Raw genomic sequence first — 23,759 nt, 5'->3', positions numbered from 1 at the left:
CGTCCACCGTAGCCCCGCGCAGCACTCGACCACTCAGCACTCAGCACTCCACGACGCTGACGGCGAGTCCGCCGAGTGAGGTCTCCTTGTACTTCGAGTTCATGTCCCGCCCGGTCTCGCGCATCGTCGCGATCACCTGGTCGAGGCTCACGTGGTGGCTGCCATCGCCCCACAGCGCCATCCGCGCCGCGTTGATGGCCTTCGCGGCGGCGAGCGCGTTGCGCTCGATGCACGGGATCTGCACGAGTCCGCCGATCGGATCGCAGGTCAGCCCGAGGTTGTGCTCCATCGCGATCTCGGCGGCGTTCTCGACCTGCGCGGGGGTGCCGCCCATCACCTCGGCGAGACCGGCGGCCGCCATCGACGACGCGGAGCCCACCTCGCCCTGACAGCCCACCTCCGCCCCCGAGATCGACGCCTGCTCCTTGTAGAGCACGCCCACCGCGGCCGCTGCGAGCAGGAACCGCACGCACACCTCGTCGGCGCTGAGCCCCGCGCCCGCGCCACCCTCGTCGCCGCCCGCGCCGTCGCCGCCGCTCGCACCTTCACCCCGCCGCAGGTAGTTCCGCGCGTAGTGCAGCACGGCGGGCACGATGCCCGCGGCCCCGTTCGTGGGCGCCGTCACAACCCGCCCGCCGGATGCGTTCTCCTCGTTCACGGCGAGCGCCACGAGGTTCACCCACTCCTGCCAGTACTCCGGTGCCCCGAGCGGATCGGCTGCCTCGAGCCGCGCCAGCCACTCGGGGGCCCGCCGCCGCACGGACAGCCCGCCCGGGAGCACCCCGGTGCGGCCGAGGCTCGTGGCCACGCACTCGTCCATCACGTCGCGGACGACGAGGAGGCGACGACTCACCTCGGCCTCGTCGCACCCGGACACCTCGACCTCGTTGCGGAGCATCACGCCCGCGAACGACAATCCGGAGGCTGCGCAATGCCCCAGCAGCTCGGCGGCCGTGCGGAACGGGAACGGCACGGCACCGACGCGCACGTCACCCTCACCGGAACCCGCCGCCCCATCGGCGATGTCCCCCTCCCGCTCGACGAACCCACCGCCCACCGAGTAGTACGTCTCCGACGCCAGCACCTCGCCACCGACCGCGACCGCCGTGAACCTCAGCGCGTTGCTGTGCCGGGGCAGCACGGTGAGCGGATGCAGCACGAGGTCGTCCTCCCGGAGCGGTATCGAGCGCTCCCCGCCCAGCAGCACGCATCCGGACGCCGCAATGGCCGAGCGCCGCGCCTCGACGGTCTCGGGGAGGATCTCCTCGGGCCGGTGCCCCTCGAGCCCGAGCAGCACCGCGCCGAAGGTGCCGTGCCCGCGGCCGGTGGCGGCGAGCGATCCGTAGAGGTCGACGCGCACGGAGGCGACCACCGGCAGCCGCCCTTCGGCGACGAGAAGGGCGGCGAAGGCGGAGGCGGCCCGCATGGGCCCCACGGTGTGCGACGACGACGGACCGATGCCCACAGAGAACAGGTCGAAGGTGCTGAGCGTCATGGGACTCCGTCTCCGGCGCGCGGGCGCCGCTCGAGTCCTCTCCGCTCTGTCGTGGTACCTGAGAGATTCCGCGGCGTTCGGCCGCTTGCCCCGTCGGTGGAGACGGCCGGCGCGGGTGGCGACGGTGCCTCGCTCTCCAGAGTCGCCTCGCTGCGGCGGTGCGGGGGCCTGAGAGTTTCCCGGAGAGGGATTGCTCCTACGGCGCCGGCCGATGGCTGCGACCGGACTCTCCCGCCGCAGATGTCACGGCGTGTTCAGATGTGCGTGCCGGTCAGTCTACGAGACGGACGGGGTCTTGCCCATGGTCTCGATCTCGACGGCGCTGCGGCTGTGCTTGCGCTTGTCGCCGAACACCCACACGCGGTACAGCACGAAGCGGAACGCGGCCCCGAGCGCGAGCCCGATCACGTTGCCGGCGATGTTGTCGGCGAGAAGGGACGTGAAGCCCAGTACGTAGTGCGAGAACCACAGGCAGGCGAGCCCGATCCCCATGCCCGCGATGCTCACGGCGAAGAACTCGAGGCTCTCGCGCAGCACGTCGTGCCGCCGGCGTTCGCGGAAGGTCCAGAACCGGTTGCCGAGCCAGTTCACCACGATGGCGAGCGCCGTCGAGATGAGCTTGGCCACCACGGGGCCCTCGTGCATGTTCTCGGGACTCATCACCGTGAGCCTCAGGAGGTTGAACACTCCCACGTCGACCACGAAGCCGACGCCGCCCACCAGGCCGAACCTGATGAACTCGGAGAAGAGGACACGCCACCGCGACCGGGGAGCCGGGGCACTGCTCATGTAGGGATCTGCCGTTTCTGCACAGAGAGAGAGGAAGCGAACATTTCGTATCTTCCAGGTCAATGCTGAGCGTAACGGGCGAGAATGAACGGGAGTAGTCAGTACGCTTTCGAGCGAAGACAGCAGTCCTGATCGAACGAGGAGCACGTGGCGAAGACCGTGGTCGTGATACCGACCTACAACGAGATCGGTTCGATCGCGGGCGTCGTCGAGCGCGTGCTCGCGACGGAGCCCACCGCCCACGTGCTCGTGGTCGACGACGGTTCCCCCGACGGCACCGGTGAGCTCGCCGATCGCCTCGCCGCGGCAGACGACCGCGTGCAGGTGCTGCACCGCACCGAGAAGAACGGCCTGGGCGCGGCCTACGGCGCCGGCTTCCGCTGGGCTCTCGCCCGCGACTACGACTTCGTGGTGGAGATGGACGCCGACGGCTCGCACCAGCCCGAGGAGCTCCCCCGCCTGATCGCCCTGCTCGAGGGCGGGAACGACCTCGCCATCGGCACGAGGTGGATCCCGGGTGGCGTGATCGTGAACTGGCCCGCCTACCGCAAGCTCATCTCCCGCACCGGCACGGCCTACGCGCGTGTGCTGCTGCAGTCGAGGCTGCACGACCTCACGAGCGGCTACCGCGGTTTCCGGGCCGACTCGCTCCGCACCATCGATCTCACCACGGTCAACTCGCAGGGCTACTGCTTCCAGATCGAGATGGCGTGGCTGTTCGAGCGCAGCGGCGCCCGGATCGGCGAGTTCCCGATCACCTTCGTCGAGCGCGCCGAGGGCGCCTCGAAGATGTCGACCGGCATCGTGGTCGAGGCCCTCGCCAAGGTCACCGGCTGGGGTCTGTCGAGCATGATCGGCCGCGCGCCCGAGCGGCTGGCGCTGCCGACGGCGGGCCCGGCCTCTCGCTGAGGTGTACGATATTCGATACGTGCTCCGGGGTCAGTGAGATTCTGAACCGGCGGTGAAAGTCCGCGAGCCCGAGATGAGAGAAGCACCGCCCAGGCGGTGCGGATCGCGACGAAGGCTGATCTGGTGCAATTCCAGAACCGACGGTAATGGCGAGGCCCAGGCCTCCCTCAGTCCGGATGAGAGGCGCACGGGCGGTTCTGCCGAGGGCGGGGCCGTCGGCGCTTCAGCGCACCCCGGGGCTCGTCCGACGACGAGGAACCCGATGACGACAGCACCGCGCGAGGCCGACGCGATCACCGCGCCCGTGCGTGACGCCATGATCCGGGCGCTCGAGCTGGCCCGTCGCGGGCCCCGTCACGGCGTGAACCCGCAGGTCGGTTGCGTGCTGCTCTCCCCTGAGGGCGACGTGCTCGCCGAGGGCTGGCACGAGGGTGCGGGCACCCCGCACGCCGAGGTCGCCGCCCTCCGGGCACTGGTGCGCCCCGAGCTCGCCCGCGGCGCCACCGCCGTGGTGAGCCTCGAGCCCTGCAACCACCACGGTCGCACCGGCCCTTGCAGCGTGGCCCTCATCGAAGCCGGCGTCTCGCGCGTGGTCTACGCGGTCCCCGACCCCGGGGTCCGCTCCGGCGGCGGGGGCGAGCGGATGCGCGAGGCCGGACTCGACGTGCAGCAGGGTCTCCTCGCCCACGAGGCCGCCGAGACCATCCGGCCGTGGCTCACCGCCATGCGGCTCGGCCGGCCTTTCGTGACCGTGAAGTGGGCCTCGAGCCTCGACGGCCGCGCGGCGGCGGCCGACGGTTCGAGCCGCTGGATCACGGGCGCACAGGCCCGCGCCGACGTGCACCGTCGGCGGGCCGACGCCGACGCGATCCTGGTGGGCACCGGAACCCTGCTCGCCGACGATCCCGAGCTCACCGCTCGGGGCGACGACGGCCTCCTCCCGCACCAGCCCGCACCCGTGGTCGTGGGCCGCCGTGCGGTGCCGGCCACGGCGCGCGTGCACGCGCATCCGCTGCCCCTGCGCACCTTCGACGGCCTCGACCTGCACGCCATGCTCCGGGAGCTCTTCGACGAGGAGGTGCGCTCGGTGCTCGTGGAGGGCGGCCCCACGCTCGCGAGCGCGTTCCTCGCGGCCGGGCTCGCCGACGAACTGCTCGTGTACCTCGCGCCGACCCTCATCGGGGGGCCGATGACGGCGGTCGGCGACCTCGGGGTCGAGTCGATCGGCGAGCAGCGGCGGCTCGTCTTCACAGACCTGCGACGACTGGGCGACGACGTCCTCCTCGTCGCACGACCGGACGCCTCGGCGCCCACGAAGGAGTAGACGGTGTTCACCGGAATCATCGAAGAGCTCGGCGAGGTCCTCGCCCTCGAGCGCACCGCCGACGCGGCCGTCATCACGGTACGAGCCCCCCTCGCGGTCAGCGACGCCGCGCACGGGGACTCGATCGCCGTCTCGGGCGTGTGCCTCACGGTCATCGACCAGACCCCCGACACCTTCCGGGCCGACGTGATGGCGCAGACCCTCGCCATGTCGACCATCGGATCGCTCACGGTCGGCGACACCGTCAACCTCGAGCGCGCCGCGCGGGTGGGCGACCGCCTCGGCGGCCACATCGTGCAAGGGCACGTCGACGGCACCTCCACCGTGATCTCGGTGACTCCGGGCGAGGCCTGGAGCGTGCTGCGCTTCTCGCTCGACGACGCGCTCGCGCCGCTCGTTGTCGACAAGGGCTCGATCTCGGTCTCCGGGGTCTCGCTCACCGTCTCGTCGGTAGGCCAGAAGGCTTCAGGTGACGCGGCGGACGGCGCGGCGGCCGGCGCGGCGGACGGCGGTCACTGGTTCGAGGTCTCCCTCATCCCCGAGACGCTCACCGCCACCACCCTCGGCACCCTGCGCCCAGGGGACCGCGTGAACATCGAGACCGACATCCTGGCCCGCCACGTCGAGCGACTCGTCTCGCTCGGCCTCACCACGAGGAGCGGATCATGACGCTCGCCCCCATGTCCGAGGTGCTCGAGGCACTGCGTGCCGGCAAGCCCGTGCTCGTCTCCGACGCCGCCGACCGTGAGAACGAGGGCGACGCCATCATCTCGGCGGCCCTCGCCTCGACCGAGTGGGTGGCCTGGATGGTGCGCTGGACCTCCGGCTACCTGTGCGCTCCGATGTCGAGCGAGCGCGCCGACGAGCTCGCCCTGCCGCCCATGGTGGTCAACAGCGAGGACACCCGGCACACCGCCTACACGATCACGGTCGACGCCGCCGAGGGTGTGACCACAGGGATCAGCGCCCATGACCGCGCCCTGACCCTGCGGGTGCTCGGCGACCCCACCTCGACCGCGGCGAGCCTCATCCGCCCCGGCCACATCGTGCCGCTCCGCGCCGTGCCCGGCGGGGTGCGCGACCGCGCGGGCCACACCGAGGCCGCCGTCGATCTGCTGAAGGCCGCCGGTCTCGAGCCCGTGGGCGCGATCGGCGAGATGATCGCTGAGGACGGTTCGGCCATGAAGATGGACGAGCTCTTCGCCACCGGGGAGCGCTTCGGCCTGCCGGTGACCACGATCGAGCTGCTGATCGAGTACCTCAACGAGCAGGACGGGCTCGCGCCCGACGTCGCGGCCGAGGCCGCCGCCGAGACCCTCCTCACGGCCGACCCCTCGACCGTGGATGCCGCGGTCGCCGCAGCCGACGGCGCCCCGGTTCCCACCCGTCACGCCGGGCCCGGATCGCTGCCCGGATCCGGCGCCGGCCGCGTGCACTTCGAGGTCGAGACCCTCGTGCCCACCGTGCACGGTCCGCTCCGGATGCGCGCCTACCGCGACCTCGAGACCGGGGCCGACCACCTGGCGATCGTCTCGGGCGACCCGGCGGCCCTGGCCTCGACGACCCCGCTCGTGCGCGTGCACTCCGAGTGCCTGACCGGCGAGGCATTCGGCTCGCTCAAGTGCGAGTGCGGCCCTCAGCTCGACGCCGCGCTCGACCTCGTCGCCGAAGACGGCGGCGTGGTGGTGTACCTCCGCGGTCACGAGGGCCGCGGCATCGGCCTCGTCAACAAGCTGCGCGCCTACCGGCTGCAGGAGGACGGACTCGACACCCTCGACGCCAACGTGGCCCTCGGCCTCCCCGCCGACGCCCGCGACTACGGCGCCGCCGTGGCGATCCTCGACGATCTCGGCGCCCGGCGCATCCGGCTGCTCACCAACAACCCCGAGAAGGTGAGCCAGCTCGAGGCGCGCGGCATCGAGGTCGCCGAGCGCGTGGGCCTCGTGGTGGGTGCGACGGAGCAGAACCGCCGCTACCTCGACACCAAGCGCGACCGCATGGGGCACGTGCTGCCCGCCGCCCACTGACCCGCCCTCAACGGCACCCCCTCACCGAAAGGACCCTCCCATGAGCGGAGCAGGAGCCCCCAGCCTCGACGTCGATCTCGACGGCACCGGCCTCAACGTCACCATCATCGCCGGCACCTGGCACGACGTGATCACGAACGGACTGATCGCCGGAGCGCAGAAGGCGCTCGACGAGGCGCACGTCACGAGCACGCTCGTGCGCGTGGCCGGGAGCTTCGAGCTGCCCGTGGTCTCGAAGGCGGCGCTCGAGGCCGGGGCGGATGCGGTGGTCGCGCTCGGCGTGATCATCCGAGGCGGCACCCCCCACTTCGAGTACGTGTCGGATGCCGCGACCTCCGGCCTCACGCAGGTGAGCATCGTGACGGGCAAGCCCGTGGGCTTCGGCGTGCTGACGCTCGACACGGAGCAGCAGGGGCTCGACCGCGCCGGGCTCCCGGGCTCGAAGGAGGACAAGGGCCGCGAGGCGGCCGAAGCCGCCGTCGCCACCGCGATCACCCTCCGCGACCTCCGCGCCTGAGCCGCGCGCGTCAGGGCTGCGCGCCCACCCAGGAGACGGACTGGGCGGCGGCCGTCGAGGCGGCCTGCATCGCATCCGCGTCCGTCGCCCCCGCGGCGAGCGCCGCCGCGAGCGTTCCGCAGTAGCAGTCCCCGGCGCCCGTCGTGTCGACCACCGAGGTCACCGCTCCCGCGGGAACCTCGGTGCTGCCCCACCGTGATCCGCGCGCACCGAGCGTCACCAGCACCGAACCCGGGACATCCGGAGCGCCGCCACCGGCACCGGCACCCTCACCGAGGCCCCCACGCATCAGCTCGTCCTCGTGCTCGTTCACGACCACAGGATCGGCGAGCGCCAGCACGTCGGCCGGCAGCGCCGCGTACGGCGCCAGGTTGAGCACCACGCGTGCGCCGCGCCCGGCCGCGATGCGCGCCGCCTCGGCGATCACGGCGAGATCGACCTCGAGCGATCCGAGCAGCACGTCGCCGGGCTGCAGCGACTGCAGAGGCGCCAGGTCGCCGACCCCCACCCGGCCGTTCGCACCGGGCGACACGATGATCGTGTTCTCGCCGTCGGCTGCCACCGCGATGGCCGCGTGCCCCGTGGCGACGCCCTTCGTGCGGGCGATGTGGGTCGTGTCGATGCCGTACTGCGCGAGCCGGCGCAGGTACGCGTCGCCGTCAGCGTCGTCGCCCACGCGCCCGATGAACCCCACGCGGGCCCCGGCGCGCGCCGCGGCGATGGCTTGGTTCGCCCCCTTGCCCCCGAAGTGCTTCACGAGGTCGCCGCCGAGCAGCGTCTCCCCGGGTGCCGGGTGCCTCTCGACCTCCACCACCGAATCGATGTTCAGCGAGCCCACCACAACGACAGTTCCCACGTGCTTCTCCTCCGTGCGTCTCAGAGCATCCTAAACGGCGGGTAAACTAGCGCGTCCGCGTGCACCACCTCCCTCCTCCCTCCGAAAGCCGAGATGTCCTCCACCGTCCTAGACGCCAAGCCCGACGCGCCCGTCAACACCCGCAGCCGGGTCATCCTCGCCAGCCTCATCGGCACCTCGATCGAGTTCTACGACTTCTACGTCTACGCCACCGCCGCGGTGCTCGTGTTCCCCACGCTCTTCTTCGCCAACAGCGATCCGACCATCTCGCTGCTGCAGTCGTTCGCGGTGTTCGGTGTGGCCTTCGTGGCCCGCCCCATCGGCTCCATCCTGTTCGGCCACTTCGGTGACCGGATCGGCCGCAAGCAGACCCTCGTGGCATCGCTGCTCACGATGGGCATCGCCACGGTGCTGATCGGCTGCCTCCCCACGGGCCTCACCCCCGGCTGGGAGATCATCGCCCCCGGCCTGCTCGTGCTGTTCCGCTTCTGCCAGGGCCTCGGGCTCGGCGGTGAGTGGTCGGGAGCAGCCCTCCTCGCCACCGAGAACGCCCCCAAGGGCAAGCGCTCCATCTACGGCACCTTCCCGCAGCTCGGCGCGCCGATCGGCTTCATCATCGCGAACGTCGTCTTCCTCGTGCTGAGCACGACCCTCGACTCCGAGCACTTCCTGGCCTGGGGCTGGCGCGTGCCGTTCCTCGCGAGCGCCGTGCTCGTCATCGTCGGCCTCTACGTGCGCCTGAAGCTCGTGGAGACCCCGGCCTTCACCAAGGTCGTCGAGCGCGGCGAGGTCGCCAAGCTCCCGCTCGCCCGTGTGTTCAAGACCAGCTGGCGCCCGCTCATCCTCGGCACGTTCATCATGCTGGCCACCTACGTGCTCTTCTACCTGATGACCACGTTCACCCTCACGTTCGGCACCACGGCCACGGACGCGCCGGTCGCCGGTCTCGGCTACGACCGCAACGAGTTCCTCATCATGCTCGTCGTCGGCTGCGTGTTCTTCGGCATCTTCACGCTCGCGGCGGGTCCGCTCGCCGAGCGCTTCGGCCGCCGGATGACGCTCATCTGGACCACGATCGGCATCACCGCGTTCGGCCTGTTCTTCGTCCCGCTGTTCGCGGGCGGGTTCGTGGGCGTCATGTCGCTGCTCATCATCGGCTTCACCCTGATGGGCCTCACCTTCGGCCCCATGGGCTCCGAGCTGCCCGAGCTCTTCCCGGCGAACGTGCGCTACACGGGCTCGGCGATCAGCTACAACGTGGCGTCGATCCTCGGTGCCGCTGTGGCGCCCTTCATCGCGGTGGCGCTCTGGACCGCGGCCGACGGCAGCCCCGCCCTCGTCGGCAACTACCTCTCGCTGATGGCGCTGATCACCCTCGGCGCGCTCATCATCAGCAAGGAGAACCGCGACGTCGACTACGCCGACAACGTGAGCTGACGAGGCTCCGCCGAGCGGGCGGTGGGGGTGTCGACGCCTGAGAGAATGGAGCCATGAGCTCCAGCACGTCGACTCCCCCGCGCTCGCGCAGTCCCCTCGGGCGTGGCCGCAAGGCCGCCGACGATGGTCCGCGAGCGAGGTTCAGCCAGCTGCTGCCGTTCCTCTTCGAGCACAAGAAGGTGCTCGCGCTCGTGGTCGCCCTCAGCATCGTGGGCGCCGCCGCGAGCCTCGCCCAGCCTCTGCTCGTGAGCCAGGTCATCACGGTCGTGCAGGCCGGCGATCCGCTCGACATGCTCGTCTGGGCGCTCGTCGGCCTCGTCATCGTCTCCGGTGTCATCAGCGGCTACCAGCACTACCTGCTGCAGCGCACGGGCACCTCGGTCGTCTACTCGGCGCGCCGGCAGCTCGTGCACCGCATCCTGCGCCTGCCCATCAGCCAGTTCGACCGGAGACGCACCGGCGACCTCGTCTCCCGCGTCGGCTCGGACACCACCATGCTCTATGCCGTCATCACGCAGGGGCTCGTGGATGCCGTGGGCGGCTCCCTGGTGTTCGTCGGCGCCCTGATCGCGATGCTCATCATCGACCCGGTGCTCCTCGGGCTCACGGTGCTCGTCATCGCCGTCTCGGTCGTCACGGTCGTGCTCATCTCCGGCCGCGTGCGGGTCGTCAGCCGCAAGCAGCAGGAGAAGGTCGGCGATCTCGCCGCCGCCGTGGAGCGCTCCATCAGCGCCATCCGCACCGTGCGCGCCTCCAACGCCACCGAGCGCGAGACCGCCGCCATCGAAGCGGATGCGCGGGGCGCGTTCGACATGGGCGTGAAGGTCGCGAAGATCTCGGCCCTCGTCGTGCCGATCGCGGGCATCGCCCTGCAGGTGTCGTTCCTCGTGGTGCTCGGGGTCGGCGGCTTCCGCGTGGCCTCCGGGGCCATCACGATCGCGAGCCTGGTGTCGTTCATCCTGTTCCTGTTCATGATGATCATGCCGCTCGGCCAGGCCTTCGGTGCGATCAACTCGGTGAACCAGGCGCTCGGCGCGCTCGGGCGCATCCAGGAGGTCATCGACCTCCCCGTGGAGGGGCAGGACGACCGGGAGATCGCGGCGAAGGCGGCTGCGGCGGGAGCCGTCGGCGCCGCTCTGGCCGGGGCCCCGGCGATCGAGTTCGTCGACGTGCACTTCGCCTACGAGACGCCCGCGAAGGTGGAGGACGAAGCGGCGCTCGAGACCGCCGCTGCAGCTGCGGCTGCCGGCTTCGCTGCAGCTCCGGACGGTGAGCCGGCCGGAGACACGACCCTAGACGCCGTGGCCGGCAAGGGCGTGCTGCACGGCGTGAGCTTCGCGGCGGCCCGAGGCAAGCGCACCGCCATCGTCGGCCCCTCCGGTGCCGGCAAGAGCACCATCCTGGCCCTGATCGAGCGCTTCTACGACCCCACCTCGGGCTCGGTGCGCTTCGGCGGCGTGGATGTACGCGAGCTCGACCGCATCGACCTGCGCTCGCAGATCGGCTACGTGGAGCAGGACGCCCCGGTGCTCGCGGGCACGATCCGCCAGAACCTCCTGCTCGCCACCCCCGACGCCACCGACGAGGAGTGCGTGCGCGTGCTGCACGCCGTCAACCTCGGCGAGGTGCTGGAGCGTTCGGAGGAGGGCCTCGACGCCGCCGTGGGCGAAGACGGCGTGATGCTCTCGGGTGGCGAGCGCCAGCGCCTCGCCATCGCGCGCGCCCTGCTCGCGGCTCCCCCGGTTCTCCTGCTCGACGAGTCGACCTCCTCGCTCGACGGCCTGAACGAGCAGATGCTCCGCGAGGCGATCGACGCCGTGGCGGAGAACCGCTCGCTCATCGTGATCGCCCACCGGCTGTCGACCGTGGTCGACTCCGACCAGATCGTCGTCGTCGACCACGGCCGCGTGGTGGGCGTGGGCACGCACTCGGAGCTGGTGCTCTCGACGCCGCTCTACCGCGACCTCGCCAAGCACCAGCTCCTCGTCTAGCCCCGCGTCTCCGGCCCCACTGCTCTCAGCTGTTCTTCGGGGTGGTGCGGCGGAGGATCACGTAGCCGACGAGAGCGGCGAGGGCCGTGGGCACGAGGCTCCAGGCCACCACCCCTGGCGCTCCCGTCTCGACGAACCAGGTGCCGACGGCCGGCCAGGACTCGCTGAAGGTGATCAGGGCCGCCGCTCCCACGAGCGCCACCGTGAGGGCGCCGAAGAAGATCAGCATGCCGTTCACACGCCAGCGCTGGTAGATCGCCGCGGCGAGCGCTCCCACGAAGAAGAAGAACAGGAACGTGGCGAAGAACAGGAAGAACCGGGCGTACCACGGCATGGCGTCGCCCCCGAAGTAGAGCGCGCTGAACATGCGCCCGCCGAGCCACCAGCCGTCGGTCGTCACCTCGATCAGCGCGAGCACCGTCATGCCGGCGGCGTAGAGCGCCGAGAGCAGCACGAAGGTGAGCGATGTGCCCAGCCAGAAGTCGCGCCGGGTGGCGCTGAAGCCGAGGGCGAACGGGAAGGTGAGAGCGATCGCCTGCACCCCGAGCACCATCATGTACACGAAGATGTAGAACGACGCGCCGCTCCACTGCAGCCCCTCCTGCACATCGGCCCGATCGGCATCGGGCCCCACGGCGCTCATCACGATCCACCAGATCGCGAGGTTCACCAGGAAGATGAAGCCGAGGATGATCCACGGCAGCACGAGCATGCTGAACCGGTTCACGAGGTGCAGGCGCACCACGGGGATCACGCGGCTCCCGGATCCGGCCGCCGTTCGGGCGGCCGTGGGGGTCTGGACGGCGGTCATGACTTCACCTCGAATTCCTTGGCAGGGACGTTCGTCTTCTGCACGATCAGCTGCTGCAGCGAGACGGGAGACAGTTCGAGGCCGAGTTCGGCGGCCTCCTGGCGTTCGAGCGGGTCGAGCCGCCCGACGGTCACGGAGGCCAGGCCTCCGATGTGGTCGCGGTGCAGCACCTCGCGACCGGCGACGAACGAGTCGACGCCCGCCCGGGTTCCGACGATCGTGGTGGCCGAGCCCCGGAGCTCCTCGGCGGCCTGGTCGACGATGATCCGCCCCTCGTCGATCACGAGCACGTGCTCGAGGAGGTTCGAGACCTCGTCGATCAGGTGAGTCGAGAGGATGACGGTGCGCGGATGCTCCGCGTAGTCCTCGAGCAGACGGTCGTAGAAGATCTGCCGCGCCACGGCATCGAGCCCCAGGTAGGGCTCGTCGAAGAAGGTGAGCGGGGCCCGCGAGGCGAGCCCCACGATCACGCCGATGGAGGAGAGCTGGCCGCGCGAGAGCTTCTTGATGCGGCGTTTCAGCGGCACCCGGAAGTCGGCGATGAGGCGCTCGGCGAACTCGGCATCCCACTCCGGGAAGAACCAGGGGGCGCTGGCGAACACGTGCTTGGGCTGGAAGTCGTCCGGGTACTTCTGGCTCTCCTTGATGAAGCTCGTGCGCTCGAGCACGCCGGCGTTCTCCACCGGCGACTCCCCGAACACCCGGATCTCGCCCGAGCTCGCGAACTCCTGCCCGGTGAGCAGCTGCATGAGCGTGGTCTTGCCCGCTCCGTTGCGGCCGAGCAGCCCGTAGATGGTGTTCTCCTCCACGGTGAAGCTCACCTCGTCCACGGCGGTGACGGTGCGGTAGTTCTTGCTGAGGTCCTTGACCTCCACGACGGCGCTCATTCGGCGCTCCCCTCTTCTCGTCTGATCATCTCGGCGAGCTGCGCGCGTGTGATGCCGAGCTTGTCGGCCTCCGCCACGAGCGGGCCCACGTAGTCGTTCTCGAACCTCTGACGGCGCTGCCCGATCAGCCGATCGCGTGCCCCGGTGGCGACGAACATGCCGATTCCCCTCTTCTTGTAGAGGATCCCTTCATCGACGAGCAGGTTCACACCTTTGCCGGCCGTGGCCGGGTTGATGCGGTGGAAGGCTGCGAACTCGTTCGTGGAGGGAACCTGGGTCTCCTCGGGCAGACCGCCCGAGATGATGTCGATCTCGATCAACTCCGCGATCTGAACGAAGATCGGTCGTGACTCATCCACGACGACCCCTGGTTGGTTCATTACTCATGTAACTAACCAACCAGCTCCGGTCCGGGATGTCAAGAGGCGATAGCGTGTGGGCATGCTCCGCTCCGTGCAGCCCTGGCAGTGGGGCCTCGATCTCGGCATCGGGATCGCGTGCGTGCTGCTGTGGCTCGTGCTCGGCGGCCTCCCGCCGGCGGGCGTGGTGGCCGTGCTGCTGCTGGGCGCCGTGCTCGCCCTGCGTCGAGTCAGCCCGGCGCTCGCCCTTGCCATCGCTTGGGCCGCCACCGGGCTGCAGATGGCGGCATCGCTCCCCCCGGACGTGGCCGATCTTGCCGTGCTTCCGATGCTCTACGCGACCGCGCGCTACGGCGGACGAGTCGTCAAGTGGGCCGGCCTCGCGTCGGCCGTCGTCGGCGCACTCGTGGCCGGCGCCTATCTCGCCTTCGGCCCGGCCCTCCGGCAGCCGGGCGCGCCGGCGCCCGAGGGTGCCCAGCTCTCCGTGATCTTCCTCATCTACACGGCCTCGATCGCCGGCCTGCTCGCGCTGAGCTGGACCCTCGGCCTGCTCGCCAAGACCTGGGCCACGGCGAGGGAGAGCCGCCTCCGGCAGGCGACCGCGGAGCGGGAGACGAGGGTGCAGCAGCAGCGCACCCGCATCGCCCGCGACATGCACGACGTGGTGGCCCACTCGCTCGCGGTCGTGATCGCGCAGGCCGATGGCGCCCGCTATGCAGGCCGGGCGGATCCGGCCGCCGCAGAGGCCGCGCTCGTCACGATCTCGTCGACCGCCCGAGAGGCCCTCTCCGAGGTGCGGGTGCTGCTCGCTCAGCTGCGGGACGACGACGAGCGCGGGCCGCAGCCCACCCTCGCCGAGCTGCCGACGCTGTTCTCGCAGCTGACCGATGCCGGGCTGCCGGTGCGGGTCGAGGAGTACGGCGCCTCCGTGGCGCTGCCGCCCGGGCAGCAGCTCGCGGTCTACCGCGTGCTGCAGGAGGCGCTCGTGAACGCGCTCCGGCACGGCGACCGGCAGGCGGCCGGGGTGCGGATCGACTGGGGCGCGGCGGAGCTCTCGGTGAGCGTCTCGAACGGGCTCGGCGCCGCGGCACCGACGCCGGCACCGGATGCGCCCGGGTACGGGATCACCGGAATGCGGGAGCGGGTTCAGCTCGCCGGCGGGCGCCTGACCTCCGGGCGGGAGGACGGCCGGTTCGTCGTGCGGTTCGCCGTGCCGATCGACCGGGCCGATGCCCCGCAGGCACTCGGCGAGGAGAAGGCATCATGAGCGGCTCCGTGATCCGTGTGGTGCTCGTCGACGACCAGCCGCTGTTCCGTGCGGGCGTGCGCATGGTCGTCGACTCGCAGGCCGATCTCGAGGTGGTCGCGGAGGCCGACGACGGAGCCGCGGGTGCCGCGGCCGCGCTCGAGCACCGCGCCGACGTCGTGCTCATGGACCTGCGGATGCCCGGTGTCGACGGCATCGAGGCGACCAGGCGCATCCTCACCCGGCCCGCCTCTGCGGCAGCGCCCCCGCCCCGCGTGATCGTGCTCACCACCTTCGACTTCGACGAGGCCGCCGCTCGGGCGATCCGGGCCGGCGCGAGCGGTTTCGTGCTGAAGGACGCCGATCCGGAGTTCCTGCTCTCCGCCATCCGAACCGTGCACGCCGGTGACGCCGTGGTGTCGGCGGCAGCCGTGCGGGAGCTCTTCGAGCACGTGGGCACGGCCCCCGCAGCCGGCAGGGTATCGCCGGTCTTCGCCGCCCGGGGTTCCCTCCGAGCCCTCACCGCGCGCGAGAAGGAGATCTTCGCCCTCGCCGCGCGGGGGCTGAGCAACGCCGAGATCGCCGCGGCCGAGTTCCTCTCCGAGGCCACGGTCAAGACGCACGTCAGCCGCGTGCTGGGCAAACTCGAGCTGCGCGATCGCGTGCAGCTCGTGGTGTTCGCGCACGAGCACGGGCTGGTCTGAGTCGCGCACGACGTCATCCTCGAGATGTACGAGGGTCGTCCCGTCGTCCGACGCGGGCCCCGGCGGGCCGACCGTAGCGTCAGAGCATGGAGATCACCACGACAGACCTGGGCCTCGTCGCCCGGGTCGCGAACCTCAGCAAGTCCTACGGCCGCGGCGACACCGCCGTGACGGCGCTCGACGACGTCTCGGTCGGCATCCGCCCCCACGAGTTCACGGCCGTGATGGGGCCGAGCGGATCGGGCAAGTCGACGCTCATGCACATCATGGCGGGCCTCGACTCGCCGTCGGGCGGCCGCGTCTGGCTCGGCGACACCGAGATCACGACGCTCGGCGATGCGCGCCTCACGGAGCTGCGACGACGACGCGTGGGCTTCGTCTTCCAGTCGTTCAACCTCGTGCCGACGCTCGACGTGCTGGGCAACATCCTGCTGCCGTTCGAGCTCGATGGCCGGCGGCCCTCCCCCGACGACCGGCTCCGGATCGACGGCCTCGTCGACTCCCTCGGCCTGCGGGAGCGGCTGCGGCACCGGCCGCACGAGCTGTCGGGCGGGCAGCAGCAGCGCGTCGCGATCGTGCGCGCGCTCGGCACCAGGCCCGACCTCGTCTTCGCCGACGAGCCCACCGGCAATCTCGACTCGCGGAGCGGCCGCGAGGTGCTCGGCCTCCTGCGGTCGGCCTGCCGGGACTACGGCCAGAGCATCGCGATGGTGACCCACGATCCGGTGGCCGCGAGCTACGCCGACCGCATCGTGTTCCTGGCCGACGGACGCGTGGTGGAAGACCGGGGCCCCTCGAGCGCCGCCGAGATCAGCGACTACATGCTGGGCATGGAGGGCGCCGCATGACCGGGTCGAAGGGCATCGCGGCGGCACGTCTCTCGGCGGCTCGTCAGCACGCCCCGAGCATCCTGGTCGCCGCACTCTCGGCGGCCTTCGGCGTGTCGCTGCTGCAGATCACGGGGGCGCTGGCTGCCGTGATCGCGGCCGACGATCTCACCGGCTCCAGCAGCATGGTCGCGCTCGTGCTCGCGATGCTCGGCTTCGTGTTCATCGCGATCGCGGTGTACGTGGGCGCCGTCGTGACCTCCAACACGTTCGCCACGATCGTCGCCGGGCGCACCCGCACCATCGCTCTGCTGCGGCTCGTCGGCGCCTCGGCGCGGAGCCGTCGCCGCGCGATCGCGCGGGAGGGCTTGGCTGTGGGCGTCGTCGGAAGTGTGCTGGGAGCACTCCTGGGCACCGGGGTCTCGGCCGCGCTCCTCGCCGTGGCCGTGGCCGGCGGCCACGCACCGGCGCTCCCCTACGACCTCGCTCCCCCGGTGGTCGTTCTGCCGATCATCGCCGTGATCCTCACCACCTGGCTCGCCTCGTGGGTGGGTTCGCGCCGGGTGCTCGACGTGTCGCCGCTGCAGGCGCTCAGCGGCTCGACGGAGCTCCGTCACGAGGAGCTGCGCGGCCGACGCGGGCGGAACGCCGCGGCCCTCGCACTGCTCGTGCTCGGGGCGCTCCTGCTGGCAGCCGGGATCGTCATCGGCAGCCTGAACCCGATCGGCATCCTGCCCGCCGTGCTCGGCGGCATGCTCTCGTTCTCCGGGCTCGTGCTCGGAGCGGGGCTCGTGATGCCCCCGGCGCTCCGTGCCGTGGGACGGATCCTCGGCAGCCGGCTCTTCGGCGGGGGCGCGGCGGCTCGGCTGGCCGCGCTCAACGCCGTGCGGTACCCCGAGCGCAGCACCCGGACCACCATCGGGCTCGTCATCGGGGTGGGCCTCGTGAGCATGTTCGCGGTCGCCGCCGCGACCTACCGCCAGGTGCTCGGCTCGGCCTTCGACGATCCGGAGATGGCTGCCCAGCTCGACACGGTCATCACCACCACTGTGGTGATCTTCTCGGCGCTCCTGGGGTTCAGCGCGCTGATCGCAGCCGTCGGGCTCGTCAACAGCCTCTCGCTCAGCGTGCTGCAGCGCACCCGAGAGCTCGGACTGCTCCGGGCTCTCGGCTTCACCGCCGCACAGCTGCGGCGCATGATCGCTGTCGAGAGCGCACAGCTCACCGCCGCGGCCGTGCTCGTGGGGCTCGCGGTGGGGATCTTCTACGGGTGGGCGGGCGCCCAGTCGCTGCTGTCGTCGATGCCCGGCGCGCCCGCGTTCATCCTGCCCGTGGTGCCGTGGCAGCTCGTGCTGGGCACGGCTGTGGCGGCGGCGCTGCTCACGCTCGCCGCCACCGTGGTGCCCTCGCGGAGTGCCACCCGGGTCTCACCGGTGCGCGCCCTCGCCACGGAGTGACCCGGGCGGGGTGACTCGTGCGGGGTGACTCAGCTGTTCGGGATGAGGGTGTACTTCGTCGAGAGGTACTCGTGGATGCCCTCGGCGCCGCCCTCGCGCCCGAGGCCCGACTGCTTCACCCCGCCGAAGGGGGCGGCGGCGTTCGAGATGACGCCGACGTTGAGGCCCATCATGCCCGTGTCGAGCTTCTGGATCATGCGCTGACCGCGGGCGAGCGACTCGGTGAAGACGTAGGAGACGAGACCGTACTCGGTGTCGTTCGCGAGACGCACGGCCTCATCCTCGTCGTCGAACTGCACGATGCTCACCACCGGGCCGAAGATCTCCTCGCGGAGGATCTCGCTGTCGAAGGGCACATTCGAGACCACGGTGGGCTCGTAGAAGCTGCCGGGGCCCTCGATCCGCTTGCCGCCCGCGACGAGGGTCGCGCCGCGACTCACGGCGTCCTGCACGAGCTCGTCGGCCTTGTCGACGGCCTTGTCGTCGATCAGCGGGCCGATCCCCACGCCCTCCTCGGTGCCGCGACCCACGCGCAGCGAGTCGACCTTGGCGGCGAGGCGGTCGGCGAAGTCCTTCGCCACCGACGAGTGCACGATGAAGCGGTTGGCCGCCGTGCAGGCCTGGCCGATATTGCGGAACTTCGCCGCCATCGCGCCGTCGACCGCCTTGTCGAGGTCGGCGTCGCCGAAGACCACGAACGGGGCGTTGCCACCGAGCTCCATGGAGGTGCGCAGCACGTTGTCGGCCGCCTGCTTCATGAGAGTGCGGCCCACCGGGGTGGAGCCGGTGAAGCTGAGCTTCCTCAGCCGCGGGTCGGCGATGATCGGCTCGGAGATGGCGCGCGACTGCGAGCTCGTGACGACGTTCACGACACCGGCGGGCAGCCCGGCCTCCTCGAGCAGGCGGGTGATGAAGAGCGTCGTGAGCGGCGTGAGCGCGGCGGGCTTGACCACCACGGTGCAGCCGGCCGCGAGTGCGGGCGCGATCTTGCGCGTCGCCATGGCGAGCGGGAAGTTCCACGGCGTGATGAGGTAGCAGGGGCCCACGGGGCGCTGGGAGACGACCATCTGGCCGGTGCCCTCGGGGTTCGAGCCGTAGCGGCCCGAGATGCGCACGGCCTCCTCGCTGAACCAGCGCAGGAACTCACCGCCGTAGGTCACCTCGCCCTGCGCCTCGGCGAGCGGCTTGCCCATCTCGAGCGTCATGAGCAGCGCCATGTCGTCCCGACGCTGCTGCAGGAGATCGAACGCCCCGCGCAGGATCTCGCCGCGCTGGCGGGGTGCCGTGGCCGCCCACTCATCGGCCACGGCCACCGCGGCATCGAGGGCGCGCATGCCGTCCTCCGGCGTCGCGTCCGCGATCGACTTGATCACGGTGCCCGTGGCCGGGTCGATCACGTCGAAGGTCTTGCCGGTCGAGCCGTGCACCCACGATCCGCCGATGAAGAGGCGGTCGGGCACTCCGGCGAGGAGGTCGGTCTCGGTCGATGCGGTCATTGCTGTCCTTCTCGTCATGAGGTTGCTGAGGTCGTGGGGAGGAAGAGGCTCCTGCGCTCGGCCGGCGCACGGGCAGGCGGATCAGGGGTACAGACCGCGCAGGCGATGTGCCTCGGTGACCCGCTGGACGGCCAGGGTTGTGGCTGCCGCGCGCAGGGTCATCCCGCTGTCGCGAGCATACCGGGAGACCCCGTGCCACGCCGCGATCATGCGCTCGGCCAGACGCTGCTCGACGTCGCGCACGTCCCAGCGGTAGGACTGGTTGGCCTGCACCCACTCGAAGTAGGAGACGATGACGCCGCCCGCGTTCGCGAGGATGTCCGGCACGACCACCACGCCACGCTCGCGCAGGATGCGGTCGGCCTCCCGCGTGGTCGGGCCGTTTGCGCCCTCCACGATGAGGCGCGCCCGGATGTCGCGGGCGTTGTCCTCGTGGATCACACCTTCCACGGCGGCCGGCACGAGCAGGTCGACCTCGAGCGTCAGCAGGTCTGCAGGCGGGAGGGCGTCGCCGCCGGCGAAGCCCACCACCGAGCCGGTGGCGTCGACGTGGGCGGCGAGCGCCTCGATGTCGAGGCCCTTCGTGCCGCCGGCGCCGTCGAGACCGGCCTGCACGGCGCCGTACTGGTCGCTCACCGCGACCACCCTGGCTCCCTCCTGCTCGAGAAAGCGCGCGGCGTCTCGGCCCACCTTGCCGAAGCCCTGCACGGCGGCGGTGGCGCCTCGAGGGTCGATGCCCTCGGACTCGAGGGCCGCCTTCGCCACGTGCACCACCCCGCGGCTCGTGGCGCTCGCGCGGCCGAGCGAGCCCCCGAGGCTGAGCGGTTTGCCGGTGACGACGCCGGGCACGGTGTGCCCCTGCGTCACCGAATAGGTGTCGAGGATCCACGCCATGGTCTGCTCGTCGGTGCCGATGTCGGGCGCCGGGATGTCCTGGTGCGGGCCGATGATCGGCAGGATCTCGCTCGTGAACCGGCGGGTCACGCGCTCGAGCTCGAGCGTGCTGTAGCGCCGCGGATCGATCGCGATGCCGCCCTTGGCGCCGCCGTAGGGCACGTCGAGCAGGGCGCACTTCCACGTCATCCACATCGCGAGCGCCCGCACCTCGTCGATGTTCACCGAGGGCGCGTAGCGGAGGCCCCCCTTCGCCGGTCCGCGCGAGATGTTGTGCTGCACACGGTAGCCGGTGAGCACCTGGGTGCTGCCGTCGTCGCGCCGCAGCGGGATGCTCACGGCGAGCTCGCGACGGGCGGCGGCCAGCATGGCGTAGGTGCCCTCGTCGTAGCCGAGCTCCCCGACGGCGTCGGCGAGCTGGGCACGGGCGTCGGCGAGCGCCGAGGCGCCGGCGTGCGCGTGGGCGATCGTCGGGATGGGGGCGGTCACAGGTGCCGGCTCGGTCATCAGTCGTGCGCGGGCGGCATCCGCCCCGGCGGCCCCGGCGGCCCCGGCGGCTCCGGCCGCTCCGGCTGCTCCGGCCGCTTCGAGGGCGCTGTCGACACCGTCGGTGGCCGTGCGGGCGGCGTTCATGCGGCGATGAACGCGTCGCGGATGACGTCGAGCCCGTCGGTGATCAACTCGTCCGAGATGGTCAGCGGGGGCAGGAACCGGATCACGTTGCCGTAGGTGCCGCAGGTGAGCAGCACCACTCCGTTCTGGTGGGCGTAGGCGGCGATCTTCGCGGTGAGGGCGGCATCCGGATCACCCGTGGCCGGGTCGACGATCTCGATCGCCATCATCGCGCCGCGGCCCCGGACGTCGCCGATGCGCGCATCCGCTGCCCGGAGGGCGTTGAGTCGGCCACGGAAGAGGGTGCCGATGGTGCGGGCGCGCTCGACGAGGCCGTCCTCCTGGAAGCTGCGGATGGTGGCCACCGCCGCGGCGCACGCGATGGGGTTGCCGCCGTAGGTGCCGCCGAGTCCGCCGGCGTGAGCGGAGTCCATGATCTCGGCGCGGCCGGTGACGGCCGAGAGCGGGAGGCCGCCGGCGATCCCCTTGGCGGTCACGATGAGGTCTGGCTCGAGGCCCTCGTGCTCGGAGGCGAAGAGCTGGCCCGTACGGGCGAAGCCGGTCTGCACCTCGTCGGCGATGAAGACGACGCCGTTGGCCTTCGCCCAGGCGGCGACGGCGGGCAGGAAGCCGGGGGCGGGCTCGATGAAGCCGCCCTCGCCCTGGATGGGCTCGATGATGACCGCGGCGAGGTTGTCGGCGCCGATCTGCTTCTCGATCTGGGTGATCGCACGGCGCGCCGCCTCGGGGCCGGTGAGCCCGTTGTCGCGGAAGGGGTATGACATCGGCGCGCGGTAGACCTCGGGCGCGAAGGGGCCGAAGCCGCTCTTGTAGGGCATTGACTTGGCGGTGAGGGCCATGGTGAGGTTCGTGCGGCCGTGGTAGCCGTGGTCGAAGGCCACGACGGCCTGCTTCTTGGTGAAGTGGCGGGCGATCTTGATGGCGTTCTCCACGGCCTCGGCACCCGAGTTGAACAGCGCGGTGCGCTTGTCGAAGCTGCCGGGGGTGAGCGCGTTGAGAGCCTCGGCGACCTCGATGTAGCCCTCGTAGCCCGTGATGGTGAAGCAGGTGTGCGTGAACTGCGCCACCTGGGCGGTGACCGCCTCGACGACGGCGGGGGCCGCATTGCCCACACCCGTCACGGCGATCCCGGATCCGAAGTCGATGAGCGAGTTGCCGTCGACGTCGACGACCACACCACCGCCGGCCGCCTGCACGTAGACCGGCAGCATGACTCCCACGCCGCTCGCGACCGCCGCCGCCTTGCGGGCATGCAGCTCGGCCGATTTCGGGCCGGGGATGGAGGTGACGAGGTGGCGGCGCTGCTCGAGCGTCGGGCCCCCGAGGGTGCTGTCGAGAGTCATGGTCATGGCACTCACTGTAGGTCGCCGGCAGCCCGATAGCCCGTGCCGTTCCGGCAGACTTCGCCGCGATGTGAGCCAGACTGTCAGCCGCATCGATTAGGCTCCCCCCATGCCGATCACCCTCGATCTCGTCCTCGCCGAGCAGGACTTCGCGATCGACCTCCTGACGCCGCAGGATCTGCACGACTACGCGGTCGACTGGGCCCACAACTCGGACCTCCCCGACCCGACTCCGTTCGTCGGTGCGGGCCAGCTCCTCCTCACCACGGGCCGCCAGTTCGCGAACTACGACGCGGACGACTATCGCGGCTATGTGCAGCGTCTGGCGGGCGTCGGAGTGGTGGCGATCGGCTTCGGCACCGAGGTCGTGCGTGAGGGCACGCCCGCCGAGCTGGTGGCGGCGTGCGCGGAGGCGGGCATCCCGCTCGTGGAGATCCCGTACGACACTCCGTTCATCGCGATCTCGCGGTTCATCGCGGAGCACGAGGCGCAGTCGGCTCGTGCCCGCGTCGAGTGGGCGCTCGCGGCGCAGAACGACATCGCGCAGGCGGCCGTGGGCGGCGGCGGGCTCGGAGCCGCCGTGGGGGTAGCGGCCGCGGCACTCGGCGCGGAGGTGTGGGTGTTCGACGCAGACGCGCAGGTGATCGAGCACGCGGGAGGCAGCGGTGGTTCGGGGGCCGCCGCCGGCCTCCGTGAGCAGGTGGAGCGGCTGCTGGCGCGCACTTCGACAACCCCTGCGGCATCCGACCCGCAGACGGAATCGATGGTCTCCATGATGGGCGAAGTCCGCGGAGAGGCCGGCTCCGGCGGGCTGGACGGACCACCGGAACGGTCTGGTGCCGGGACCGGGCCGCGGTCGCGATCAGATTTCTCGGCCGGCGGGCGGCCCGGCACGGCCCAGACCCTCGGGGCCCCTGGCCGCACCCACGGAGTGATCGCCTGGGCGCGGGCCGATCCCTTCGACGCGGGCGACGAGGCGGTCGCGACGGTTCTCACCGCCCTCGCCGACGTGTCGCTCGAGCACGCGGAGGATCTGCGGATCAGCCACCGCACGATCATGGAGCAGTTGTTCCAGCTGCTCCGCGACGGCGGCGTCGAGACCGTGCGGCGCGCGGCCGGCGCCATCCGGATCGTGCTCCCCGGCGAGCCGTTCCAGGTGTTCGCCATCCCGCTGCCGTCGGTGACGCCGGCCCTCCACGACAGCCTCGAGCGGCGGGCGGCGCGCCCACGCACGGGCTACTTCACGGTGACCACGGGCGAGCACCTCGTGCTGCTCGTCGACCAGGGGCGCGTGCGCGGCGAGCGCGCGTTCCTCGAGGCGCACTCGGCGACGGCGGGCGTCTCGGATCCGGCGGGCTGGGACGAGTTGAACGTGGCACTCACGCAGGCGGTGCGGGCGGCCGAGGGGGCGCCGGCGGGTCGCGTCGCCGACTTCTCGCAGCTCGTGAACCAGAGCTTCTTCGGTCTGCTGGCGACAGGATCGGTGGCCGATGTGGCGCGCGCCAGACTCGCGCCGCTCCTGAGATCGGCCGAGGGCCGGGAGTCACTGCGCTTCGCCGAGGTGTGGCTGCGGCACAACGGGCGGTGGGATCCGGCCGCCCGCGAGCTGGGCCTCCACCGGCACAGTCTGCGGCTGCGCATCGACTCCCTCGCCGACCGCCTCGGCGTGCCCCTCGACACGTTCCAGGGCCGCGCCGAGCTCTGGGCGCTCCTCGCGGCCCTCGAGCTGGCCCGCCCGTCCCGACCGGCCTAACGGT

At 71.3% G+C, this 23,759-nt stretch carries 21 protein-coding genes and 2 riboswitches; of the genes, 12 read left to right on the top strand and 9 right to left on the bottom strand.

Features of this window, described 5'->3' with window-relative positions:
• Nucleotides 1–40 precede the first annotated feature (40 nt).
• Together N1028_RS06435 and N1028_RS06430 are read right to left on the bottom strand one after the other, a co-directional pair.
• Nucleotides 41–1,495 (bottom strand): L-serine ammonia-lyase, encoded by a 1,455-nt coding sequence (locus tag N1028_RS06435; RefSeq protein ID WP_259526038.1) that lies wholly within the window; start codon nt 1,493–1,495, stop codon nt 41–43.
• Between the two features lie 146 nt (nt 1,496–1,641).
• Nucleotides 1,642–1,739: riboswitch (glycine riboswitch) on the bottom strand.
• A 32-nt stretch (nt 1,740–1,771) separates the two neighbouring features.
• Complete coding sequence (locus tag N1028_RS06430; protein WP_259526036.1) at nt 1,772–2,284, bottom strand: GtrA family protein; 513 nt, start codon at nt 2,282–2,284, stop codon at nt 1,772–1,774.
• 147 nt (nt 2,285–2,431) lie between these two features.
• On the opposite strand from N1028_RS06430, the gene N1028_RS06425 reads away from it, so the two are divergent.
• From N1028_RS06425 to ribH, 5 genes are all read left to right on the top strand, one after another.
• Entirely contained in the window at nt 2,432–3,193 is a 762-nt protein-coding gene (locus tag N1028_RS06425) for a polyprenol monophosphomannose synthase (protein WP_259526035.1), read from the top strand.
• A gap of 16 nt (nt 3,194–3,209) precedes the next feature.
• Nucleotides 3,210–3,385: riboswitch (FMN riboswitch) on the top strand.
• Between the two features lie 70 nt (nt 3,386–3,455).
• Nucleotides 3,456–4,517: a bifunctional diaminohydroxyphosphoribosylaminopyrimidine deaminase/5-amino-6-(5-phosphoribosylamino)uracil reductase RibD gene (gene ribD / locus N1028_RS06420; RefSeq protein WP_259526034.1), complete on the top strand. Its 1,062-nt coding sequence runs from the start codon at nt 3,456–3,458 to the stop codon at nt 4,515–4,517.
• Nucleotides 4,518–4,520: 3 nt separating this feature from the next.
• On the top strand, nt 4,521–5,186 hold the full coding sequence (locus tag N1028_RS06415) for a riboflavin synthase (protein WP_259526033.1): 666 nt from the start codon (nt 4,521–4,523) through the stop codon (nt 5,184–5,186).
• Nucleotides 5,183–6,544 carry a GTP cyclohydrolase II gene (ribA, locus tag N1028_RS06410; RefSeq protein WP_259526032.1) on the top strand — a complete coding sequence of 454 codons (1,362 nt, stop codon included), beginning with the start codon at nt 5,183–5,185 and terminating at the stop codon, nt 6,542–6,544. Before N1028_RS06415 ends, ribA begins: the two co-directional genes overlap by 4 nt.
• 40 nt (nt 6,545–6,584) lie before the next feature.
• A complete protein-coding gene (ribH, locus tag N1028_RS06405) occupies nt 6,585–7,061 on the top strand; it encodes a 6,7-dimethyl-8-ribityllumazine synthase (protein WP_259526031.1) in 477 nt (158 codons plus the stop codon).
• Nucleotides 7,062–7,071: 10 nt separating this feature from the next.
• Here ribH and N1028_RS06400 read toward each other — a convergent pair whose 3' ends face one another.
• Complete coding sequence (locus tag N1028_RS06400) at nt 7,072–7,917, bottom strand: PfkB family carbohydrate kinase (RefSeq protein WP_259526030.1); 846 nt, start codon at nt 7,915–7,917, stop codon at nt 7,072–7,074.
• Nucleotides 7,918–8,010: 93 nt separating this feature from the next.
• Between N1028_RS06400 and N1028_RS06395 the strand changes: the two genes are divergently transcribed.
• Both N1028_RS06395 and N1028_RS06390 read left to right on the top strand, forming a co-directional pair.
• Entirely contained in the window at nt 8,011–9,354 is a 1,344-nt protein-coding gene (locus tag N1028_RS06395) for an MFS transporter (RefSeq protein ID WP_259526029.1), read from the top strand.
• A 53-nt stretch (nt 9,355–9,407) separates the two neighbouring features.
• The gene (locus N1028_RS06390) at nt 9,408–11,345 is read left to right on the top strand and encodes an ABC transporter ATP-binding protein (protein WP_259526028.1); all 1,938 of its coding nucleotides are present in this window, start codon (nt 9,408–9,410) and stop codon (nt 11,343–11,345) included.
• Nucleotides 11,346–11,370: 25 nt separating this feature from the next.
• Here the strand turns inward: N1028_RS06390 and N1028_RS06385 are convergent, their stop codons facing one another.
• Genes N1028_RS06385 through N1028_RS06375 form a run of 3 tightly spaced genes read right to left on the bottom strand, consistent with a single transcriptional unit; the run spans nt 11,371 to nt 13,423 of the window.
• Nucleotides 11,371–12,156 carry a hypothetical protein gene (locus N1028_RS06385; RefSeq protein ID WP_259526027.1) on the bottom strand — a complete coding sequence of 262 codons (786 nt, stop codon included), beginning with the start codon at nt 12,154–12,156 and terminating at the stop codon, nt 11,371–11,373.
• The gene (locus tag N1028_RS06380; RefSeq protein WP_259526026.1) at nt 12,153–13,043 is read right to left on the bottom strand and encodes an ABC transporter ATP-binding protein; all 891 of its coding nucleotides are present in this window, start codon (nt 13,041–13,043) and stop codon (nt 12,153–12,155) included. The genes N1028_RS06385 and N1028_RS06380 overlap by 4 nt, the downstream gene beginning before the upstream one ends.
• Nucleotides 13,040–13,423 (bottom strand): GntR family transcriptional regulator, encoded by a 384-nt coding sequence (locus tag N1028_RS06375; protein ID WP_259526025.1) that lies wholly within the window; start codon nt 13,421–13,423, stop codon nt 13,040–13,042. The genes N1028_RS06380 and N1028_RS06375 overlap by 4 nt, the downstream gene beginning before the upstream one ends.
• 61 nt (nt 13,424–13,484) lie before the next feature.
• Between N1028_RS06375 and N1028_RS06370 the strand changes: the two genes are divergently transcribed.
• The 4 genes from N1028_RS06370 to N1028_RS06355 all read left to right on the top strand — a co-directional run bounded on the left by N1028_RS06370 (nt 13,485) and on the right by N1028_RS06355 (nt 17,636).
• Nucleotides 13,485–14,669: a sensor histidine kinase gene (locus tag N1028_RS06370; protein WP_259526024.1), complete on the top strand. Its 1,185-nt coding sequence runs from the start codon at nt 13,485–13,487 to the stop codon at nt 14,667–14,669.
• A complete protein-coding gene (locus N1028_RS06365; RefSeq protein ID WP_259526023.1) occupies nt 14,666–15,352 on the top strand; it encodes a response regulator in 687 nt (228 codons plus the stop codon). The genes N1028_RS06370 and N1028_RS06365 overlap by 4 nt, the downstream gene beginning before the upstream one ends.
• 86 nt (nt 15,353–15,438) lie before the next feature.
• Nucleotides 15,439–16,200 carry an ABC transporter ATP-binding protein gene (locus tag N1028_RS06360; RefSeq protein WP_259526022.1) on the top strand — a complete coding sequence of 254 codons (762 nt, stop codon included), beginning with the start codon at nt 15,439–15,441 and terminating at the stop codon, nt 16,198–16,200.
• Nucleotides 16,197–17,636, top strand: a complete 1,440-nt coding sequence (locus N1028_RS06355) for an ABC transporter permease (protein WP_259526021.1) — start codon at nt 16,197–16,199, stop codon at nt 17,634–17,636. Before N1028_RS06360 ends, N1028_RS06355 begins: the two co-directional genes overlap by 4 nt.
• Before the next feature lie 29 nt (nt 17,637–17,665).
• Here N1028_RS06355 and N1028_RS06350 read toward each other — a convergent pair whose 3' ends face one another.
• The 3 genes from N1028_RS06350 to gabT all read right to left on the bottom strand — a co-directional run bounded on the left by N1028_RS06350 (nt 17,666) and on the right by gabT (nt 22,008).
• Nucleotides 17,666–19,132: an NAD-dependent succinate-semialdehyde dehydrogenase gene (locus N1028_RS06350; protein ID WP_259526020.1), complete on the bottom strand. Its 1,467-nt coding sequence runs from the start codon at nt 19,130–19,132 to the stop codon at nt 17,666–17,668.
• Nucleotides 19,133–19,213: 81 nt separating this feature from the next.
• Entirely contained in the window at nt 19,214–20,533 is a 1,320-nt protein-coding gene (locus N1028_RS06345; protein WP_259526555.1) for a Glu/Leu/Phe/Val family dehydrogenase, read from the bottom strand.
• Nucleotides 20,534–20,655: 122 nt separating this feature from the next.
• The gene (gene gabT / locus N1028_RS06340) at nt 20,656–22,008 is read right to left on the bottom strand and encodes a 4-aminobutyrate--2-oxoglutarate transaminase (protein WP_375163419.1); all 1,353 of its coding nucleotides are present in this window, start codon (nt 22,006–22,008) and stop codon (nt 20,656–20,658) included.
• Nucleotides 22,009–22,111: 103 nt separating this feature from the next.
• On the opposite strand from gabT, the gene N1028_RS06335 reads away from it, so the two are divergent.
• Nucleotides 22,112–23,755: a PucR family transcriptional regulator gene (locus N1028_RS06335; RefSeq protein WP_259526019.1), complete on the top strand. Its 1,644-nt coding sequence runs from the start codon at nt 22,112–22,114 to the stop codon at nt 23,753–23,755.
• Nucleotides 23,756–23,759 lie beyond the last annotated feature (4 nt).

Origin of the sequence: Herbiconiux oxytropis, from assembly GCF_024979315.1 — a bacterium.
GTDB classification, from domain to species: domain Bacteria; phylum Actinomycetota; class Actinomycetes; order Actinomycetales; family Microbacteriaceae; genus Herbiconiux; species Herbiconiux oxytropis.
This window is presented reverse-complemented; position numbering and strand designations above follow the sequence as displayed.

Coding starts and splice junctions, on each gene's coding strand:
- N1028_RS06380 (WP_259526026.1), bottom strand. CDS start 13,043: ATGAGCGCCGTCGTGGAGGTCAAGGACCTCAGCAAGAACTACCGCACC.
- N1028_RS06360 (WP_259526022.1), top strand. CDS start 15,439: ATGGAGATCACCACGACAGACCTGGGCCTCGTCGCCCGGGTCGCGAAC.
- gabT (WP_375163419.1), bottom strand. CDS start 22,008: ATGACCATGACTCTCGACAGCACCCTCGGGGGCCCGACGCTCGAGCAG.
- N1028_RS06370 (WP_259526024.1), top strand. CDS start 13,485: ATGCTCCGCTCCGTGCAGCCCTGGCAGTGGGGCCTCGATCTCGGCATC.
- N1028_RS06365 (WP_259526023.1), top strand. CDS start 14,666: ATGAGCGGCTCCGTGATCCGTGTGGTGCTCGTCGACGACCAGCCGCTG.
- N1028_RS06355 (WP_259526021.1), top strand. CDS start 16,197: ATGACCGGGTCGAAGGGCATCGCGGCGGCACGTCTCTCGGCGGCTCGT.
- ribH (WP_259526031.1), top strand. CDS start 6,585: ATGAGCGGAGCAGGAGCCCCCAGCCTCGACGTCGATCTCGACGGCACC.
- N1028_RS06350 (WP_259526020.1), bottom strand. CDS start 19,132: ATGACCGCATCGACCGAGACCGACCTCCTCGCCGGAGTGCCCGACCGC.
- N1028_RS06395 (WP_259526029.1), top strand. CDS start 8,011: ATGTCCTCCACCGTCCTAGACGCCAAGCCCGACGCGCCCGTCAACACC.
- N1028_RS06345 (WP_259526555.1), bottom strand. CDS start 20,533: ATGACCGAGCCGGCACCTGTGACCGCCCCCATCCCGACGATCGCCCAC.
- N1028_RS06335 (WP_259526019.1), top strand. CDS start 22,112: ATGCCGATCACCCTCGATCTCGTCCTCGCCGAGCAGGACTTCGCGATC.
- N1028_RS06385 (WP_259526027.1), bottom strand. CDS start 12,156: ATGACCGCCGTCCAGACCCCCACGGCCGCCCGAACGGCGGCCGGATCC.
- ribA (WP_259526032.1), top strand. CDS start 5,183: ATGACGCTCGCCCCCATGTCCGAGGTGCTCGAGGCACTGCGTGCCGGC.
- N1028_RS06390 (WP_259526028.1), top strand. CDS start 9,408: ATGAGCTCCAGCACGTCGACTCCCCCGCGCTCGCGCAGTCCCCTCGGG.
- N1028_RS06435 (WP_259526038.1), bottom strand. CDS start 1,495: ATGACGCTCAGCACCTTCGACCTGTTCTCTGTGGGCATCGGTCCGTCG.
- N1028_RS06430 (WP_259526036.1), bottom strand. CDS start 2,284: ATGAGCAGTGCCCCGGCTCCCCGGTCGCGGTGGCGTGTCCTCTTCTCC.
- N1028_RS06375 (WP_259526025.1), bottom strand. CDS start 13,423: ATGAACCAACCAGGGGTCGTCGTGGATGAGTCACGACCGATCTTCGTT.
- ribD (WP_259526034.1), top strand. CDS start 3,456: ATGACGACAGCACCGCGCGAGGCCGACGCGATCACCGCGCCCGTGCGT.